Source organism: Azospirillum sp. FG154 (assembly GCF_057809575.1).
The window spans coordinates 216,746-235,375 of record NZ_JBMDKF010000006.1; the positions used below are offsets into that span (position 1 = coordinate 216,746).

The 18,630-nt window shown below is 59.9% G+C and carries 17 protein-coding genes; 9 read left to right on the plus strand and 8 right to left on the minus strand.

Annotated elements, in window-relative coordinates; genetic code table 11:
* Position 1 precedes the first annotated feature (1 nt).
* The 9 genes from gpJ to ACODS4_RS09775 all read left to right on the plus strand — a co-directional run bounded on the left by gpJ (position 2) and on the right by ACODS4_RS09775 (position 12,474).
* Positions 2–3,988, plus strand: coding sequence for a TipJ family phage tail tip protein (gene gpJ, locus ACODS4_RS09735; protein ID WP_488863079.1), 3,987 nt, complete (start codon positions 2–4; stop codon positions 3,986–3,988).
* Complete coding sequence (locus tag ACODS4_RS09740) at positions 3,985–6,075, plus strand: hypothetical protein (RefSeq protein ID WP_488863080.1); 2,091 nt, start codon at positions 3,985–3,987, stop codon at positions 6,073–6,075. The genes gpJ and ACODS4_RS09740 overlap by 4 nt, the downstream gene beginning before the upstream one ends.
* Complete coding sequence (locus ACODS4_RS09745) at positions 6,075–7,271, plus strand: hypothetical protein (RefSeq protein ID WP_488863081.1); 1,197 nt, start codon at positions 6,075–6,077, stop codon at positions 7,269–7,271. Before ACODS4_RS09740 ends, ACODS4_RS09745 begins: the two co-directional genes overlap by 1 nt.
* A 92-nt stretch (positions 7,272–7,363) precedes the next feature.
* Positions 7,364–7,819 (plus strand): hypothetical protein, encoded by a 456-nt coding sequence (locus tag ACODS4_RS09750; RefSeq protein WP_488863082.1) that lies wholly within the window; start codon positions 7,364–7,366, stop codon positions 7,817–7,819.
* The gene (locus ACODS4_RS09755) at positions 7,816–8,412 is read left to right on the plus strand and encodes a glycoside hydrolase family protein (RefSeq protein ID WP_488863083.1); all 597 of its coding nucleotides are present in this window, start codon (positions 7,816–7,818) and stop codon (positions 8,410–8,412) included. The genes ACODS4_RS09750 and ACODS4_RS09755 overlap by 4 nt, the downstream gene beginning before the upstream one ends.
* A complete protein-coding gene (locus ACODS4_RS09760; RefSeq protein WP_488863085.1) occupies positions 8,412–8,966 on the plus strand; it encodes a hypothetical protein in 555 nt (184 codons plus the stop codon). The genes ACODS4_RS09755 and ACODS4_RS09760 overlap by 1 nt, the downstream gene beginning before the upstream one ends.
* A 505-nt stretch (positions 8,967–9,471) precedes the next feature.
* Complete coding sequence (locus tag ACODS4_RS09765) at positions 9,472–10,059, plus strand: ABC-three component system protein (RefSeq protein ID WP_488863086.1); 588 nt, start codon at positions 9,472–9,474, stop codon at positions 10,057–10,059.
* The gene (locus tag ACODS4_RS09770; protein WP_488863088.1) at positions 10,056–10,577 is read left to right on the plus strand and encodes an ABC-three component system middle component 5; all 522 of its coding nucleotides are present in this window, start codon (positions 10,056–10,058) and stop codon (positions 10,575–10,577) included. Before ACODS4_RS09765 ends, ACODS4_RS09770 begins: the two co-directional genes overlap by 4 nt.
* Complete coding sequence (locus tag ACODS4_RS09775) at positions 10,567–12,474, plus strand: hypothetical protein (RefSeq protein WP_488863090.1); 1,908 nt, start codon at positions 10,567–10,569, stop codon at positions 12,472–12,474. Before ACODS4_RS09770 ends, ACODS4_RS09775 begins: the two co-directional genes overlap by 11 nt.
* A gap of 138 nt (positions 12,475–12,612) precedes the next feature.
* Here the strand turns inward: ACODS4_RS09775 and ACODS4_RS09780 are convergent, their stop codons facing one another.
* The 8 genes from ACODS4_RS09780 to ACODS4_RS09815 form a co-directional block, all read right to left on the minus strand.
* Complete coding sequence (locus tag ACODS4_RS09780; RefSeq protein ID WP_488863092.1) at positions 12,613–14,142, minus strand: tetratricopeptide repeat protein; 1,530 nt, start codon at positions 14,140–14,142, stop codon at positions 12,613–12,615.
* Between the two features lie 89 nt (positions 14,143–14,231).
* Positions 14,232–14,753 carry a DUF2312 domain-containing protein gene (locus ACODS4_RS09785; protein ID WP_488863094.1) on the minus strand — a complete coding sequence of 174 codons (522 nt, stop codon included), beginning with the start codon at positions 14,751–14,753 and terminating at the stop codon, positions 14,232–14,234.
* Positions 14,753–16,036, minus strand: coding sequence for an ATP-dependent DNA ligase (locus ACODS4_RS09790; RefSeq protein WP_488863096.1), 1,284 nt, complete (start codon positions 16,034–16,036; stop codon positions 14,753–14,755). The genes ACODS4_RS09785 and ACODS4_RS09790 overlap by 1 nt, the downstream gene beginning before the upstream one ends.
* A gap of 4 nt (positions 16,037–16,040) precedes the next feature.
* Complete coding sequence (locus tag ACODS4_RS09795; RefSeq protein ID WP_488863098.1) at positions 16,041–16,490, minus strand: hypothetical protein; 450 nt, start codon at positions 16,488–16,490, stop codon at positions 16,041–16,043.
* Complete coding sequence (locus ACODS4_RS09800; RefSeq protein ID WP_488863100.1) at positions 16,490–16,990, minus strand: nucleoside triphosphate pyrophosphohydrolase family protein; 501 nt, start codon at positions 16,988–16,990, stop codon at positions 16,490–16,492. Before ACODS4_RS09800 ends, ACODS4_RS09795 begins: the two co-directional genes overlap by 1 nt.
* A complete protein-coding gene (locus ACODS4_RS09805) occupies positions 16,987–17,193 on the minus strand; it encodes a hypothetical protein (protein WP_488863102.1) in 207 nt (68 codons plus the stop codon). The genes ACODS4_RS09800 and ACODS4_RS09805 overlap by 4 nt, the downstream gene beginning before the upstream one ends.
* A 1-nt stretch (position 17,194) precedes the next feature.
* On the minus strand, positions 17,195–17,809 hold the full coding sequence (locus tag ACODS4_RS09810; RefSeq protein WP_488863104.1) for a deoxynucleotide monophosphate kinase family protein: 615 nt from the start codon (positions 17,807–17,809) through the stop codon (positions 17,195–17,197).
* 331 nt (positions 17,810–18,140) lie between these two features.
* A complete protein-coding gene (locus ACODS4_RS09815) occupies positions 18,141–18,395 on the minus strand; it encodes a hypothetical protein (protein WP_488863106.1) in 255 nt (84 codons plus the stop codon).
* Positions 18,396–18,630 lie beyond the last annotated feature (235 nt).

Below are 18,630 nucleotides of genomic sequence, written 5' to 3' on the forward strand. Positions count from 1 at the left end.
CATGGACTATGAGGTGCATGGCAAGGGTGGGGCAAAGAAGGCCGCGCCGGACAACCTCCGCTCCGAAGACCAGATGGAATGTGTCCTCGGCCTTTGCGAGGGCGAGATCGAGGGGTTCTACAGCGCCACGGACGGGTACGACGGCCTCGACAGCTTGATGCTGAACGACACCTCGTTCCGCAATCTCGACGGCAGCTTGAACTTCGATGACAGCACCGTCCACCTCTACAACGGGACGGCGGACCAGGGGCCGATCCAGCCGGCCCTCGGCGGATTGGCCCGCAGCCGTTCGGTCGGGGTCAGTCTGGCCTACGCGGTGCCCGTCACCCGCACCTCCATGGGCGGAACCGACATCAATTTCCTGGATGTCCGGCTGGTCATCAACGCCCTCTACGACAACGACAGCTATTGGGAGGGCAGCCTTTCCTGCTCGTTCAAGATCGAGTGGAAGCTGACGGCGCTGACCCGGTGGACATCCAAAACCGTCACCGTCACCGGCAAAACCACCTCCAGCTCCTTCGTTCGCGAAGTGCGCATCCCCGTCTCTCCCGATGAGACGACGAACAACCGCTACGACATCCGGGTGACGCTCCTCACCCAGTCGTCGGGGAACTTCGTGGCCCAGGCCACCTGGGAAAGCTTTCAGGAGGTCCAGCGCTATCCCGAGCGGGGCTTCGAGAACACCGCAGTCCTGCATTTCTGGTGCAAGGCGACCAATCAGATTTCAGCGCTGCCCGAAATCAGCGGCGTCTACAAATGCATGCGGGTCCGGGTCCCGTCGAACTTCAACCCGACGACCCGCACCTACACCGGCATCTGGGACGGGTCCTTCGTGACGGCCTGGACCGACGACCCGGCGTGGTGCCTCTACGACTTGGTGATGAACGACCGCTACGGTCTGAACGCCTATGGTCCCATCACCCTGAACAAATGGGACGCCTATCGGGCCTCGAAATTCTGCAACAGGTTCGTCCCGGCGAAGATGCTGAGTGACGCGGGCCTGCCGGTGGACATCCCGGCGGCGGCCCTCACCCAGGACGCCACCCGGTTCGACTTCTACAGCGTTATTCCGATCAACGTTACCGGGGTCAACCGCTGGTACCAGTGGCTGATCTCGGACCCGATGGTCAGCTACCTTGTGCAGTTCAGTGAGGATGGGACCAACGTCTCCTACTTCGCGGGCGCGGAGAAATCGGTTGGCTATCGGGTGACTCTCCCCACCGATGGGACTTACACGTTCCGGTTTTGGGCCGACGACACCGTCTATGTCTCCGTCGATGGCGTCCAGATCGGCATGACCTCGCTGCCCATCACCAACACCACGGGCGGGCAGACCGACGTGGCCGTCCCGATGACGGCGGCCGCGCACATCGTCAAATTCCTGGTGGTGAACCAGAGCTTCGCGGCTGACCCCTCCACCAACCCCTACGCCCTGTCCGCTGCGATCTATCTGCCGGACGGGAACCTGCTGTGGAACAGCCGGATGACCGAGACCTTGGTCACGGAGCCGCTGTGTCCCGAGGGGTGGACCTACAAGAACGACCGTTGCGAGAAGACCAACCCCGAGGACAAGGTTTGGGAGCCGCGCTTCACCTTCAACGGCGTCCTGAGCGACGCGCGGCTGTCGATGGAACAGGTCCGCTACATGGCGGGGGCGTTCCATGGCGTCCTCTATGACGATCTGGACGGCAGCATTCGCTTGTGCGTGCCGGACGCCCAGCCGCCGACCGCGATCTTCAACCAGGAGAATGTCGAGAACGGGGTCTTCGAGTACAGCCTGACCGACCTGACCACCCGCTACAACGACTGGACCATCTCCTTCGTCAACCCGGACCTTCTGTGGGTCGAAGACCGCCTGCGCATCTTCGACCCGGATCACATCGCCAAATATGGCCGACTGCCCACCGACTTCATCGCCATCGCCTGCATCTATGAGAGCGAGGCGATCCGCCGGGGTTACTACCGCTACCAGATCGCCACCGGCCAGACGAAGATGGTGACGTTCACCACCAACCGTCAGAGCTGCTGGGTCCGTCCCTACGACCGCATCCGCATCGCCGACCGGCACGCGGACGGCAAGCAGTCTGGGCGCGTGAAGCGGGTGCATGACGATCTGAAAACCATCGACCTGCACGAGCCGGTCAGCGTGACCGCCGCCACCGGGTTCGACTTCAACGCGGTTGCCCCTTTCGACTATCAGGCCCTCGACAGCGCCGGGCCTATCGCCGACGAGATGAACGCCATCGGTGTTCGCATGAGCGAGGATGGCGCTACCGGCGTGTTCTATTACGACGCCGAAAAGTCGGTCGGCTACACCGTCACCCTGCCGGCGACGGGGACCTACATCATCCGTCTCTGGGCGGACGACAGCATCACGGCTTATCTGGACGATGCGCTGATCGGTCAGATCAACCTGAGCGTCACGACGGCCAACGGGATCGGCTACGCCGACGTGGCGTTCGAGGCCACGGCGGGGTCCCACACCCTGAAGCTCGTGGTCGCGAACGGGAACCTGACCAGCAGCCCCTCGACCAACCCCTACAGCTTCGCCGCCAAGATCCTCACAGCCGCCGCCACCGAGCTGTGGAACACCCGGATGACCGAAACCGTGGTCGCCGAGATCGGGTCATACTTCATCCCGCAGGTTCCAGGCGGCGGGTCCAAGGCGTTCGCGATTGCCAGCACGGGCGCCGACCTGACCACCATCGTCTTGCGGAACCCCTTGGAAGGCGATTACCCGGAGCTGTACTTCCCGTTCAACATCATCTCCGAGAAACCCGCGAAGGAGAAGATGTGGCGCGTCCTCGACATCCAGGAATCCGAAGGCTCACCCGACAAGGTGGTGATCGAGGCCGTCATCGACTGGTGCTTTGATGATTACGAGGAGAACCGGGAGGGGGTTGCCGACTACACGCCCGGCCCGATCCTGGACGGGGTGTTCAAGCCAGGCACGACCCCGACCACCGAAGATGTCCCGCCGGGGATGAGCTGCCCGGATTTCTCCATCGACTGGAGCGACGACGGTCGGCGGATCCTCATCTCACCCAATGGATTGGACGACACCTACACGCGCTACAACGGCGAGTACAAGGTCTTCTCCCGTTTGCAGGGGACGACCGACGCCTGGACCCAGCGGTCCACCTCGGCCAACGCGATCCTGAACCACCCGGCTGGCGCCTACGAGTTCAAGGTTCTTCCCTACAACATCTATGGCGTGGCGGCGGACTTCAGCAGCGCGCCCACTTGTCTTTACGCGGTCCCGCAATGCCCGCCCGCCGAGGTTCTGGGCACGCCGCAGGACGTCAACGTCGCCGTATCCTGGGACGGCAACGGTGGCCGCTACGGCTACATGATCGACTGGACGGCCGGCGGCGTTTACGTCGCCAGTTATCAGGTCGTGTGCCGTGACATCGAGACCGGCGCGGCCTACCACACGGCGGACATCGAGACGCCGTACTTCCGCTACACCGCCGCGATGCAAATCCAGGACGGCGCCCCTTCGGACGCCCGAGGCTTCACCTTTGAGATCCGCTTCCGGGATGAGTGCGGAAACCTGGGCGACCCGGCCACCGTCACCGGCACCAACCGACCGGACGCGACCGACGAGAGCTACGACAGCACCCAGACCATCACCTACAACTGCGCCACCCTGAAGAACCCGATCCTCCAAGGATACAACGAGCACATCCTCGACCTCGGCAGCCAGTCCGGCTTGGTGGAGCTGAACATCAAGGAAAGCAACACCTTCATCATCAACTTGGTGGGGGATGTGGAGATCGCGGTGCTGGGCGGATGTGGCGACGGCAAGCCCGTGACCATCATCTTCACCCGGCCCGAGGGGGAGCATCAGGCGAGCTACGCCAACCCCGTCCGGTGGCGGAACGCCAAGCTGCCGCCGATCACCAGCGATCTGGCGATGCACCTGCTGTTCGACATGGGCGGGAGCGTCGGCTGGCTGGGCGCCGAAGGCGGGGCGAGGTTCGGATGACCATCAACTTCTGGGCCTTCTGGCTCCAGGACGACGACATCCTCGTGGACCGCATGGTCGGCGTCGGCCGCCTGGACATCGACGGCAGCGCCGTCACCGTCACCAACTTCGAGGTCGTCACCCCGGTCGAGGAGATCAACTTTCCCATCGACAAGGTGCGGATGGCCTCCTACACGCGCAGCACGATGCCCATGGTCGCGCTGGGCAACGGCGACACGCTCTACATCTTCGAGAGCGGAAAGCCGTTCAAGGAGGAGGAGGCCCTTTACGTCGCCGGGATCACGGCGAAAGCCTTCGACATCTCGTCCATGGATTATTGCCGGGCGGTCAGCGGTTACAGCTTTTACGGCGTCATGACCGTCTTCGCCCAGCCCGATCAATCGGTGAAGCTGGCGACCTGGAGGACTGTCTATTCCGGCGGCTACCTGTCGGGCGCCAAGAAGCAATTGCAGGAAAAGCTGCTGTCTTCCACCTACTCGGCATCCGCCGTGTCGCTCGGAAATTTTGGGGCGGATGTCTACGGCGTTTCGTCCAACCTGACGATCCCCGATCTCTACAACCACGAGACATACACCGCCGCGTCCTATGAGGTGTATGTCCAGCCCGAGCCTCAAAACGAGGTGCTGGAACCCGCGTGGAATCTCGTCCGCCGGCCGGTCGGCTACTTCCAATACATCTGGGCCTGCGCGACCTACAAGCGGGAGACCTACCACCCGGCGACCTGGGTCAAGCAGGTCTGGTACGACGCCCTTTACAAGGAACAGAGCTGGGTCGCCCCGACCGCCTACGCCGAGACCCTGACCGGGACCTACACCCTCTACTTCGTCAAGGCGACGACCGATGTCTCGGTGGCGACGGCCTACGGCGCCTCCCTTTACATCGACCCGTACTCGGCGGACAAGACCTGCACCACCTACATGTTCCGGCGCGAGCTGGTCAGCGTCACGAAATACAGCACCAATTATTGGAAGCTCACCTACCGCCAGTACACGGTCAACACCTGCGCCAAGGATGGGTACTGGACGAACACGGGGACGACGGGGCGCTTCGCCATCCAGCCGGCCGAGACCGCGACCACCCGCTGGGTGCTGTCCTCGCTCGGCTACTGGTCCACCACGACCGAGACCATGGTCACGGACACCCAACCGGCGGACGGCAGCGGATACAAATGGACCCTTTCCCTGGCCTCGGGCTGGGATTACGTCGAGACCATCACGTCCTGCGCCACGCCGGTCAGTACATCGGCGGTGCGCTACACCCTGAGCGCCGCCGGGAAATGGGTGTATTCCGGGGTGGTCTACGCCGACGCCGCGCCCGCCAGCACCAGCGCGATCAAGCATGTCGCCACCACGGCGGCGGTGTGGTTGCCGGACACCGGGGGCTATGACGCCTCCTGGACGCGGGAACTGGTCCAGGACGCGCACTGGGCGGTCGAGACCACCATGAACACGGCGCGGGCGCTCGCCACCAGGGTCAACACGCCGCCCGCCGGATGGCGGCTGCCGAAGACCTCGGCCGAGCTTCAGACCCTGCCGTCGCGCGAAATCGTCTCCCCCTTCTGGTCGCGGTGGGAAGGGGCGACCCTCACCGCCCAACCGGACGGAACGGAGGGGACCGACTGGCGTCGGACCTTGCGCCTCCAGGGCTTCACCATGCCGGTCTACGCGCTGGTCAACGCGGGCGCCATGATGATGTCCATCGACCAGGGCAGCTACGTGATCCGCTACGATGAGGGCAAGGGCACGCTGAAGACCGACGAACTCCTGAAGCCCATCACCCTGGCCGCCACCTTCCTCAACAACGGCGCCGATCTGGTGGACAGCGCGCTGGCCGATGGCGGCTGGTACGCGGTCCTTGCCGCCGATGATTACGTCTTTGACTTCGACGGAGGGTTCTATCCAATCGGCGAGACGACCTACAGCCATGAGTTGTACGGAGGGGACTACGAAGGGTTGGCCGACGCCGAGATCAATGGCGGGTTCTACCCGGTCGCCGAGAACGATCTGTACGGCGCCGAGCAAGACGGCAACCTCTACCCCCAGACGATCAGCGCCTATGAGTATGAACCCGATGGGGAGCGGTATTGATGAGCCTCGGCCATTTCCATTCCAGCTCCTTCGATCCGACCACCACGGCGGATGAGGTCACGGGCCTGCTGCCGGCCCAGGTCGCCCAGCGGGTGTCCGAAGCCGCCGTCTATCAGATGCGGGAGACGGTGCCGAAGGTCCGGGTTCAGACGATCAGCGACACGACCCCGGAGTTGGCGAAGTCCCTCATCAACCTGACGAGGATCTACATCGGGCCGGACGCGGCGGCGACCGCCAACAAGACCCTGCACGCCTACATCGCGTCGATCAACGACCAGTACGCCAGCCAGGGCAAGCATGTGATCTGGAGCAGCGGCTGGAGTTTCCAGGACCTGAGCAAGGGCGGCGTTCCGCGCGGCTACTTCACCGGCAGCTATCGGGTGGCGTCGGGAACCTACGCCCTGGGTTGGCGCGACCTCAAGGACGGGGAGGATTTGAACCGTTACGCCCGCGTCTCCACGGTCAGCGGCACGAAGACCCAGGACCGATGGCCGGTCGAGGGGGAGACCCTGACCGGCAAGACCCTCGTCACCATCCGTGCGGCCACCACCCGCTACGTCTATCCGGGGGAGAACACCCAGGGGCGGACGACGACCAGCTACACCTACAAGGCGGCCCAGTCCGGTTTCGTGCCGAAGGAACTCCCGCTCACCTTCCAGAACACCCACTGGATGACGGCCAAATTGTCGAGCGATCAAAACTACATGGCGGATCGCGTCGCCTACGATCACCTCAACACGACGCTCCGGTTCATGACCAGCGGCGGGTGCTGGCTCAACGGGACCAGGGCGATCTTCGGCATCGCCGGAGAGTTGGCGGACGGACGGATCGCCCTGGCCCTGACCAAGCTGTCGGCGGACGGGCGCAGCTTCACCGTGACCCTGGACCCGATGGTTCTGGCGGGCGTGCCGTCCGGTCGGGTGTTGCGCATGGTCCCGATCTCCACCAACCGGAGCGCCATCCTGGTGGATTTGTACGCCGCCGAGGGCTTCCAGTACGCCGTCTTCTTCTTCAGGAACCTCCACACGGGAAACCCGGTCCTGCTGAAATCAACCATCCTCGACCTGACCCCCGGCCCGGAGGCCGACCTGACGGCCGCCGACCTGTGTTCGCTCGGTGGATCGGCGGTCTGGGTCGTGTTGCGGGACCGGATCACCGGCTTCGCCAAGACATACAGCCTGACCTCGCCCGCATAGCGGTTAGCGATCCAGCCCAAACACAGCTACGGATTCCCTTCTTCTCCCACGGTGCTTTCATGTCCCCGTGCCGTGGGCGGGGGAATGAAGCCGTGGATCACATTCTGCAAAATCTTATCGGCCTTGCCGCCGATACGGCGGCCCCATGGTGGGTGAAAGCCGCGCTCGGCGGCGCCGGGATTGTCGGCTGCCTTTATCTGCGCAGCCGGAAGCAGCGGACGGAAGAGGATGTGACCCTCACCGCCGTTCACAGCAAGGCTTACGCCGCCCTGAAACGGCAGATCACCGACCAAGCCACCACGATTTCCCAGCTCCAGAAAGAGATTCAGGGCCTGTACGCCGAACTCCGGCGGCAGCAGGAGGCCGAAATGGCGGCCCGGAAGGAGCTGGGCACGATCCAGGTCGAGCTGCACATGACCCGTCAAGCCATGGAGGAATGGGCCACCGTCTGGGAGCAGGTTCAAACCCAGGTGAAGGCCAACGCTTGTGCGGAATGCGTGCTCTCCCACATTCACCCGCCGTTCATTCCGCAGGGGGTTTCGCCATGAACGTCTGCCAGGAAGCGCTGGACCTCATCATCCTTTTCGAGGTGACGAGCCAAGCCGTCTACGAGAAGAAATACGCCCGCCCCACTTGGCCGGGGGGCGACAGCGGCGTCACCATCGGGATCGGGTTCGACCTCGGCTACGAGACCGGCGAGGGGCTGGACCGCGATTGGCCGATGCTGCCCAAGGACAGCCGCAGCCGGTTGACGACCGTGACCGGGCTGACGGGCGCCAAGGCCCAGGCCGCGCTGCCGACCTTGCGGGACATCGCCATTCCGTGGGCCGCTGCGGGCGAGAGCTTCCGCACCGCCACGCTGCCGCGCTATGTGGACCAGACGGTCGGCGCCTTCCCCGGCTGCGAGACGCTGCCGCCGCTGTGCTTCGGCGCCCTGGTCAGCCTCGTCTACAACCGGGGCGCTTCCCTCAAGGGGGACCGCCGGGCCGAGATGGCCGCGATCCGCGACCTGATCCGGGCTGGCAAGTTGGCCGAGGTGCCCGACCAGTTCCGCAAGATGAAGCGCCTATGGCCCACCGTCGCGGGGCTGCGCGACCGACGTGAGAAAGAAGCCTGCCTCTGGGAAGGGGGACTCCGCTGATGGCGAGCATCTTCGATGACATCTGGACCGGCGTGACCAGCCTGATATCCACCGTGGCCCCGACCATCGCCACCGCTCTCGGCGGCCCGCTCGCCGGTACGGCGGTCAGCGCCATCACGGGCGCGCTCGGCCTCGACGCCACGACCCCGGCCAAGGAAATCGTGGCCGCCGTCCAGAAGGCGGACCCGGAGACCCTGCTGAAGCTGAAGCAGGCCGAACAGGATTTCCAGGCCACGCTTGCCAAGCTCGACGTGGACCTGGAACGGATCGCCGCCGACGACCGCGCCTCGGCGCGCGACCGCGAGAAGGCGGTCGGCAGCACGGCGATCAACATCCTGGCCGGCATCGTGATCGTCGGCTTCTTCGCCACGGTCGGCTACGTCCTGTCGGGCCGCGTCGGTCTGACCGGCGAGCAGGGCGTGCTGGTCGGCACGGTCGTGGGCTATGTGTCGGCGAAAGCCGATCAGGTGGTCAGCTACTTCTTCGGCTCCTCGCATGGCTCCGAGAGGAAGACCGCCGCGATGTCGGCGGCCATGACGAAGTGGCGCGGATGATTGCGCCTGCGCAGGCCGATGAAGCCCTGGCCTCGACTGCCGCCTGGACACGATCCAAGAGGCGGCTGAGGCCCTGGGAGGCTGGGGCGTCGCTATCAGCGTGACTGGAGAACTGTGGAAAACCCCCCTCGCCCCCACGTCGGATCAGGGCGCTGGCCTGCTGTATATTGGTTATACTTGTGGGGTGGAGTTACCTAAGGATCGGAGGATGATCTTGTGGCACGTGTCATTGCATCCCGGCGGGATTGGGTATATGAAATCATACATGTACAACCTGTGTGCGGGAACGACTGGGCATGGATATGAGTTTCATAACGACATTAGATCTGCCAAGCTTTACAACTGGCTGCATAGTTGGTGTAGTCGTGACATTGGTGGTAAAGATAACTGTAAGTCGCATCAGCAATTCGCGTTCAATTAACTTCGTCAACCAGCGCAATATCAAAACAAAGGGCGATGTGGTTGGCGGCAACAAGTCAAGATAAATCTATACTGGTGCTTTACCATGCCTCTTATATCGGGCGTTACGCAAGAAAACATTCATGCTGATGGGCATGTTATTGGGGGAAACTATAACAAAACTGAAAATAATAATTATTTCTCTTCCCAAAATGACAAATGCAACCCGATTTTGGCTTCATTATATAAAAAATATGAGGGAGACTCTAGTCTTATCGAGCAAGCCAGGGGGATAGTTGAGGAGCTATCAGATTATTTCGTTCACGATGATACTCGTAAAGCCCTGAGAGATTTATCTGAGAAGCTCAATGAGGGCAATAGAGCGGGTTATCTGGAAGGCGCGAAGAGGCAGAAGCAGTTATTTAGAAGAAAAATAGAGCGGTATAGGCACTCCCATACTGCGCAACTAATATTCGTTTTTTTGCTCGGACTTGCGAAGTCATATTTCAATACGTCTGTTTATCACAAGCTTGGCACAATAAATGACCAAGAGATTGACGAATTAATTCTTGAATGTGTCGTGGAGCGAATAAGTATGCAGATACCAGCCAGTGAACCACTGATAACGCATGAAACAATATATGGCATGCTTTATTTTTTGACTGGAAACTGCTTTGTGGAGTGGAAAAAGTGATTGGACTAACGTACCACCCACTTTATGATCCTCATCACTGCATCTTCAGGCTTTTATGCCTTTTCCATTTTTCTGGAGAGTTGGACTTTGAAGATGATCGGCTCAGAATAATTGATTTTTATCTTCTCAATCCGTTTCTTATAAAATCAATTGAATTGACGAAGGATCTGAGGGACAGGTTAAATCAAATGGATATTCATAAAATCAATCTACCTTATCAAGATTTACCAAATTCGCGTGCACTATTCAGCCGCTTAGAACCTGTACAGCGCGTATCAATACGTCATATGGTTGGACTTGGATTAATAAGTAGGCAACGGCTTTTAGAAGGTTATGTGCGTCCAACTTTCGCAGTTAAGTTATCTAAAGATTTAAGCATCAGGATCGCTGACTATGTAAATCATCATAACAGAATTTTTGCATTCTTGATTCGTGACTTAGCTCACATGCCGCTTGCCGGAAAAGATGGCCTCAAACGCCGCACTGAATTGATGGAGTACAAATACGATGCGGAATGATCCTAGTTTGTATATATCTCGATTGAAAATATATAAGGGCGGAAAAACGGTTCTAAACCTGCCATTTCATGCGGGTCTTAATATACTTTACGGGCAAAACTCAAGTGGAAAGTCCACTGTTCTAGAGTTTTTGTTTTACGGTATAGGCGGCGATACTCCAAGTTGGCAGCCAGAAGCAATGGAATGTGATGAGGTTTTGTGTTCTATTGAACTCAATGGCGAACCCATTGTACTGAAAAGAGTGATCGCTAAGAAGCACACGGAGCGTCCACCTATAGCAATATATTGGGGGCCACTGGAAGAGGCGGAGCGCTCTGATCCGTCAAAATGGCAGCTATATCCCTATAGCCGGTCACGTGAAAAGGATAGCTATTCACAAGTTCTTTTTCGCGCTCTAGGTATTCCAGACCTTCCACTTGATGACGGTAGCAATCTGACGTTTCACCAATTGCTTCGTTTGGTGTTTTCAGACCAAATGACGCCACCAGATGTGGTATTTAGACAAGAATCTTTTGATCGACACGCCACGAAGGAAGCTGTCGGGGAAATTGTGTGCGGTGTCTTTATACCAGAAAACTATCGAACAGAGTTGCGCATACGAAAATTAGAATCTGATTATCAAGAGGTGTCAGAAGAACTTAAGAATATTTTTTCCGCTCTAGGACATGTGAAACAGGGTGTTAATGTAACATCTGTTCAGGATGAGCTTGGGAAATTTTCGGAAGAACTGAATTCACTGTCTGAAAAAATCATCCGATTAGAATCTTCCGAACGGCAAACTCCAGCGAATGATGATAGGGCGTCTGAAGGAAAAAAGCTAAAGAAATCTATCGAAAAGGATGTATTAATCCGAGTTGAGCTAGAGTCTCGCCGTGAATTTCTTAAATTTGACGTTAATGATATGAAGAGTTTTATAGGAAGCATTCAATCTAACTATGACTCTCTTATTTGTTCCGATGAAACATTGAAGGAGATTGGGTCTATTTCATTTTTATACTGTCCAGCTTGTCTTGCCCCGCTTTCACCGGAGCATCCAAAAGGCTCGTGTTGTCTATGCAAAAATCCTATTGATGAGAGTGGCCGACAGAGCCACCGCCTGCGTATGCGCAGGGAGTTGGAAATGCAGTTGGCAGAGTCAAGCAAGATACTAAAAGACCGAGAGGTGGAGCTGGGTAACATCGAAGAGAGGTTATCGGCTTTGGAGAAAGTCTTAAGTAAAAATAGAAGAGAATACAGCCGAATATCCATGAGCACCGATAATGTATCTGAATATCGGCTGAAAAAACTCTATGAGAGACGAGGATATATTGAGAGAACAATAGAAGACATTAATGGAAAACTCATGCTTGCTACAAAAGTCACTGATCTATCTAACAAAAAAGCAAAATATCGTGAGGAAATATCAATTCTAAATGATCGCCGGGAATCGTTTAAAAACCAGATGTTCGAGCAACGGGCCAAGGCAGCCACAGAGATATCTGATGTCGCTCGCCAAATCCTCAATGCAGATTTGGAACGGCAAGACACCTTCCGTGCTGCTAGACACGTTGGTTTTTCGTTCTCAAAAGATTCAATTTCAGTTGATGGGATTAGCCGATTCTCGGCCAGTTCCACTGTTTACCTCAAGAACGCACTAATGTATGCTATATTGGAAGCATCTGCTAGAGATGAAAGATTTTTGTTTCCTAGAATTCTTTTTCTTGATGGAATCGAAGATAAGGGAATGGAGGTAGAGCGTGTACACCATTTCCAGAAAATTATATTTGAACGTAGCCGTGCCCTTAAGGCAAGGCATCAAATTATTATCACTGCCGAGAAACTATCTCCTGAATTGCAGAAAAAAGAGTTGATAGTCGGATGGTGGTTTAATGATAAGCGACGTTCCTTGGACGTGTAGTGGCGCGAGTGCCACATTGAGGAAAGGTTATACAGTTTTTACACCATAAATTGATCTGAAGACTTTCCATATATTGCGTATATCAAAGCGGCACAAGATGGTGTCGTTCCCCTTCAACCACTAGGGTTAGCTCTTGCCTCACCCGTTCAACCACCGGCCCCCAATCGCCCGACCGTTCCTGGCGGAACAGCCGTAGCGTCGGGTACCAGGGGCTGTCGTCGCAGTCCAACAGCCAACGCCAGCAGCCGTCAAAACGGGACAGCGCCCACACCGGCTTGCCCAACGCCCCGGCCAGATGGATGACCGAGGTATCCACCGGTCGAGTTGTTCGATGATCGCGGCGGTGTCCGCGTAATCCTGAACATCCTCCATCGGGTCGATGAGGGCGAGGCCGTCCGTCTGATGGGACGCAGGCCCTTTTTGCAGGCTGACCCAGGTCACATGGGGGATTTGGGCCAGCGGGGCGAACTGGCTCAAAGCCATGCTGCGCCGCGAATCCATCTTGCGGGCCGCCGCGTTGCCTAGCTTGGGGTCGCCCGCCCACACCAGACCAACCTTCAGCGTCCCGGAGGTCGGGACGACCGAGGTCCACGACCGCCGGGCATCGGCGGGGGTGAACAGATAGGGCGTGGTCGCCGGGACGCTGTCCAGGGTGACGCCCAGACGCGCCATCAACGACATCAGCGACACCCAGCAATCATAGCCGGAGCGGTCGGGAAACTCCGTCACCACCGCGTCCACCCCCGCCGCGCTGGCGATGATCCGGGCGAGCGGCGCCCGGCATTGGACCACCACCCTCGCGCAGAGCGGTCGAACCAGCGCGGCAAGACGGATGAATTGGAGGGTGTCGCCGAAGCCCTGTTCTTCGCAGATCAGCAGCGTCTGGCCGGTGAGATCCTGCCCGGTCCATTCCGGCTTGTCCGACGTGGGGCGCTTGAACCCGAGATCCTGAGCCTGCCACCGCCACTCATACTCGTTCCAACCCTCATCCCACTGCCCACTGGCGAGAAGTCCTGCGGCCAAATTGATATGGGCGTAGGCGTAGTTTGGGGAAATCGAGATGGCGTGGCGATGAACAGCAATGGCTGCATCAATGCTCCCGCTTTCTTTAAGAAGAAGCCCTATATTCGTTATTGGCTCTGGCCTGTCTGGGGCCAGTGCAGCCGAGCGACCGTTGGCGATCAGGGCATCGTCTGTTTCGTATTGATCCTGAAGCAAACTCCCAAGACCAAAGTAAGCTTCAAAAGTCGAAGGGCTAAGGGCAATCGCCGCTTTGCATGCTCTGATTGCCGCGTCATGCCGGCCCAACTCATTTAAGCAGATGGATATTTTGATGCAGGTTGAAAGCAAATCGCCCTTATCTGCGAGGCACCGTCTGTAGACGCGCACGGCATCCTCATGCCGTCGCTGACATTGATACGAGTCACCCAAACTGCGAAGCGCGTTAAAATTCAATGGTTGAAGTTCAACAACATTCTCAAGAAAGATACCGCCTTCTTTATATTGTCCACGGCTGCACAGAGAAACACCCAATAAATGGTTGGCTCCAACATTTCCTGAATTGTCTTTTAGCAATAATTTGCAGAGACGTTCAGCTTCCCTGAGTCGTCCTGCCTCAAAGAGGGCGACGGCTTCTCTCAGGTTTGGTTTTACAGCCGCCTCTGCCATGCCTACCTCTGGATGCTATGGGTCGCCGAGGTTATACGTTTCAAAGAGAAAACCCTGGCGCAGTTTCCGCGCCAGGGTTTGCGGGCGGCTCAGTCCGTCATCCCCATGGCGGTTTTGTAGAGCTTCAACTTGGCCTCCTTCTCCTGCCGGTCGGCCTTGTCCATCTTCCGCAGCCGCAGGCAGATGCGGATGATCGCGCCGTCGAACCCCACCCCCTTGGCCTCGGTGAACAGGTCCTTGATGTCCTCCTGGAGGCCGCGCTTCTCCTCCTCCAACCGCTCGATGCGATCCACGAAGGCTTTCAGCCGGTCGGCGGCCACACTTCCGGCGGTCGAGTTGTGGCCGATCATGCCCAGGGCGTCGTCATCGACCATGCCCAGGGCCTCCTTGTAGAGGTCGAGCAGGGCCTCCTGTTCCTGTCGGTCGGCCTTGTCCATGCGGCGCAGACGCAGGAGCTGGCGGATGATGTCGGCCTCGAAGCCGGTCGCCTTCGCTTCGGCGAAGACTTCCTTGATGTCCTCCGCGAGGCCCTTCTTCTCGGCGGCCAGCGCCTCGATCCGATCAACGACGCTTCGCAGCCGATCAGCGGCGATGCCGCCCACATCCGTCATCACGCGACCCCCTTGTCCTTGTCGTCGCGGAAACGCACGAAGCGCGGGTGGCGAAGGCTGCCGTCCGGCGTCACCTCGTGATACTCGACCTCGATCAGGCGACCGATGAAGCCGTCCAGCGGCTCGTCCCGCAGCGCGTCGGAAAAGCCGCCGCCAACCCGGACCTCGACCCCGTTGCGGTCCACGATCACGCCGCCGAGTTTGCCCGCGTATTTGGTGCCCGGTTCGCCCTGATAGGCGCCGATGACGCGGAGGTCTTCGGTCTCCTCGGCCTTCACCTTCAGCCAATGGTGCGACCGTTTGTTCTCGTAGCCGCCGGTCAGCGTCTTGACGATGACGCCCTCCATCGGTTTGTCGCAGGACAGGTCGAGGAACTGGCCCACGGTCATGGCCCGGACCTCCTCGTAATAGGCCATGACTTCGGCGACCGAGCGCAGCAGGCGCTGCGGCATCACCCGAAGGGCCAGGGTGCCCTCGACCGGCTCGCCCAGGACATCCTCCAGGGTGGAGCGGCGGGTGAGGTACGGGCGCAGGCTGCCGGAGGTGAACTCCTCCTGCGTCAGCAGGTCGAAGACGAACATGGAGGCTGCGTCCACCGGGGTGGATTTGCGGCGGGTCCGGCCCACGCTGTCGTTGAACGCGCCGGTCGCCACCTCGCCGTCGAACACGGCCTTGGCGTAGGGGCAGGACAGCGCCAGGAACGCCTCGGCCAATGGCTTGAGGGCCGGCATCGGCAGGCCGTTGCGGCTGCGGGCCTCGGCCTCGCCGTTCTCATAATCCACCCAGACCTGGAGCCGCAGGCCGTCCAGCTTCGGCTCGCCCGCGACCGGCCAGCCCTTGATGCACTTGACCTCGAAAGGGTGGGCGGCCATCGGCTCATATTCGGGCACCAGCCGTTTCACCACCTTGTTCAAGGTGGTGGCGGTGAAGCCGGCCCGAAGATCCTTGTTCAGGATGCGGACCAGAAGCTGTCCGGCGCCGACCGGGAGTTGGTGCAGCATCTCCTCGACGCAGCGTTCCGCCGTCTTGCCGGTGTACTCGCGACGGGCAAGGCGATCCAGATAGGAGAAGATTTGCGTGGTGTCCGGCTCGCCCCAGGTGGATTGCCCCTGGCGCTCCAGCGACGGGGCGATGCCGAAGGTGATGAACGGATCGTAGGCGTAGATGCAGACCGCGCGGAAGATCGGGTTCTTCAGGGCCACGGCCAGGAGCGTCTGCTTTTCGGTGCGCGAGCTGGTGGCGGCGACCGTCTCCAGCGTCTCGAAGGCATCGTTCAAGGTCATCGGGTCACTCCTTGTGGAGGGCGGCCAGGATGCCGATGGCATCGTTCAGGTCGGCGACGACCCAGCCGGACAGTTCGCGGATGAAGGCGTGGTGGTGCGGGTTGTCGTCGGGCAAGACCGTGACGACCGGGATGCGGGCGGCGTCGGCCCAGCCGAACTCCACACAGGTCCCGATGCTGACCGCCGGGGCGTCGGTGAAGTTGACCAGCATCGCCGTGGCGCGGTTCAGCACGTAATGCCGATCCTTTGCGACGATGGCTTTCGGGCTGGTCATCACCCCGTTGCCCGAGCAGGACAGCGCGCCCTGGTGGGCGATCAGTTCGGTCTCGACCGGGTTGATGGTGGCGATGCCGCGTTCGCCGAGGCGGAAGGCGGCCTCAATCCGCCACCGATTGCACGCCTCGAAGGTCAGGCCCTTCATCGGGCCGGCGAGGTAGACGGCAGGGGTGCCCATCACGCACCCGCCTTGGCGCTGTGGCGGGCTTCCAGCTTGAGGATGTTCTGGTCGGCAACCCCCTGGAGGGACGATCCAACCGAGACGACCAGCGTGTTCAGGCACGACAGCGCGCCGCCCAGATGCAGGCGAACCTTGCTCGGGCAGACGGCGCGGTCGCGGTAGAACAGCGCCTTCTTCAGCACGTCCGACAGCCTGGAGACGTGCAAGGCGTACTCGGCCAGCACCTCCTCCACGACCGGGCGCTCAAGCGGGGTGACGATATAGGTGTCGAGGTTGTCGCCGAGAGCGTCGGCGATCAGGGTCATGTACCAAAGCTGGTCGCCCGCCTCGTCCAGGAAGCGGTCCTGGTCGAACTCGGGAGCGAAGGACACCTCCAGCAACTCGCCCAGTTCCGAAGCGAGGCCGATGATGCCGTGCTGGAGGCGGACATCCACGACGCTGCGGATTTCGGACCACTCGAAGCGCAGCGCGGAAGCGCGGTAGTCGGTCAGGTTCATTGGGATTGTTCCTTGGCGGCGCGGACGGCGCGGGCCTTCTTCCCCTGCTGGGTTTTGAAGGCGTCCGGGCGGCGGAATTTGTGGCGGCAACAGGCCGTGCGGATGTTCGCGGGGGAGCGGTCGAAGATCTTCGCGATGTCCTCGACCGGGGCGCCCGTCTCCCACATCATCTTCAGCGTGGCGAGGTTGTACCGGGCGCCCATGTCAGTCCCGAATGGCGGGCGGGATGTAATCGCGGTCACACCCCGGCTGGACGCAGCGGCAAATCCCCAGGCCCAGCATGATGGCGTCCATCTGGTATTTCAGAAGGTGGACGCCGTTGGGGTCGTTGAAGACGTTGGTGACTTCGTGGTCGGCGTTGACCGTGTTGACCACCGCCTCGCTGGCGTGGCCGCTGTCCGGGGTCTCGAACGGGCTGTCGATTGCCACCACCCGGACCAGCTTGCCGCCCAGAGCCTGGACGGTGGCGCCTTCGTCCGGGAAGCGGCAGTCCGAGGCGACCACCCGTTGGTGTTTGCGGGCCTGCTGGAGGAAGGCTTCAATCCAGACGCCATCGAAGTTGTTGCGGAACGCCTCGGTGCCGACCACCTGCATGATCTTGCGCGGGGTGAAGTGCGGGTAGCGGTCGAGGATTGTTTCCTTCAGCGCCCGGTCGGACATCTCGGCGTCGGTCAGCCCGAAGACTGTCTTGCAAACCTGCCGGAGCGGGTCGGCGAACCCGATCTTGACGAAGCCGTATTGGGAGACGAGATGGTTGGCGGCGGTGTCCTTGCCGGCCCCGGCCTTGCCGTTCAGGCCGATGATGAGCGGGGTGTTCATGGAACCTCTCAGTGAATGGAGAGGTTCCCTTTATGAAACTCGGAACTCAGCAAGTCTCAACCAGAGCGGTTAGTGATGCGGCGGTAATGCTGCGCCTTGGTAGTGGCTCTTGGACACGCACGGGATACGCGACACCCATCCAAACCCAGGATTCCCTTGGGTTTGGCTGTCCATTTTGAGGTTGTGAAGTCTACATAAGTAATTGAAATAACTACAATCTTATAACGATGGCATTGTAGAGGTCAGGAGTTCGATCCTCCTTGGCTCCACCAACATCCTCAAGGGGTTACGTTAGCGCGTAGCCCCTTTTGGCTGACCCGGTGGCGCGCAGCTAGCGCGCGCCGTGGTTGATGATAGGATTTGGCGGGAACAGCGTCACGCGCGCCGCCAAGTCCACGAAGTACGTTTCAGTAGCCCGGAGCGCGCCCGCCAGCGCCTCCGGGTTTTCTTTTGCGCACTGTTCGGTTGTTCTGTACCCGCTGCTGCGCCCAAGCCAACCGGCAACTTCCCAAACCGGCACGCCCCGAATGCGAAGCTTCGTCGCCGTCGTGTGACGGATCGTGTAGGGCGTGACGTCCTTGCCCAATCCGGCTTTGTCCCGCGCCCGGTTGAAGGCGCGCCCGATGCCCCCTGCACAGGCCGACCGAAGGAACTCACCGCTGGGCCGGGTGGCGGCCCGTCCAGCGTGGTCAACAGCGTGTCGCACAGGGGAAGCGTTGGGTTTCGTTTTTTGGCCTGCCGCGTCCCGATGGGCTGCAAGCGGATCGTGCGGCGGCGCGTGTCGATCGGCTCGGTGGTCAGCTTCAGGAGCGCGTTCGGAC

Coding starts and splice junctions, on each gene's coding strand:
- gpJ (WP_488863079.1), top strand. CDS start 2: ATGGACTATGAGGTGCATGGCAAGGGTGGGGCAAAGAAGGCCGCGCCG.
- ACODS4_RS09740 (WP_488863080.1), top strand. CDS start 3,985: ATGACCATCAACTTCTGGGCCTTCTGGCTCCAGGACGACGACATCCTC.
- ACODS4_RS09745 (WP_488863081.1), top strand. CDS start 6,075: ATGAGCCTCGGCCATTTCCATTCCAGCTCCTTCGATCCGACCACCACG.
- ACODS4_RS09755 (WP_488863083.1), top strand. CDS start 7,816: ATGAACGTCTGCCAGGAAGCGCTGGACCTCATCATCCTTTTCGAGGTG.
- ACODS4_RS09760 (WP_488863085.1), top strand. CDS start 8,412: ATGGCGAGCATCTTCGATGACATCTGGACCGGCGTGACCAGCCTGATA.
- ACODS4_RS09765 (WP_488863086.1), top strand. CDS start 9,472: ATGCCTCTTATATCGGGCGTTACGCAAGAAAACATTCATGCTGATGGG.
- ACODS4_RS09775 (WP_488863090.1), top strand. CDS start 10,567: ATGCGGAATGATCCTAGTTTGTATATATCTCGATTGAAAATATATAAG.
- ACODS4_RS09780 (WP_488863092.1), bottom strand. CDS start 14,142: ATGGCAGAGGCGGCTGTAAAACCAAACCTGAGAGAAGCCGTCGCCCTC.
- ACODS4_RS09785 (WP_488863094.1), bottom strand. CDS start 14,753: ATGACGGATGTGGGCGGCATCGCCGCTGATCGGCTGCGAAGCGTCGTT.
- ACODS4_RS09790 (WP_488863096.1), bottom strand. CDS start 16,036: ATGACCTTGAACGATGCCTTCGAGACGCTGGAGACGGTCGCCGCCACC.
- ACODS4_RS09795 (WP_488863098.1), bottom strand. CDS start 16,490: ATGGGCACCCCTGCCGTCTACCTCGCCGGCCCGATGAAGGGCCTGACC.
- ACODS4_RS09800 (WP_488863100.1), bottom strand. CDS start 16,990: ATGAACCTGACCGACTACCGCGCTTCCGCGCTGCGCTTCGAGTGGTCC.
- ACODS4_RS09805 (WP_488863102.1), bottom strand. CDS start 17,193: ATGGGCGCCCGGTACAACCTCGCCACGCTGAAGATGATGTGGGAGACG.
- ACODS4_RS09810 (WP_488863104.1), bottom strand. CDS start 17,809: ATGAACACCCCGCTCATCATCGGCCTGAACGGCAAGGCCGGGGCCGGC.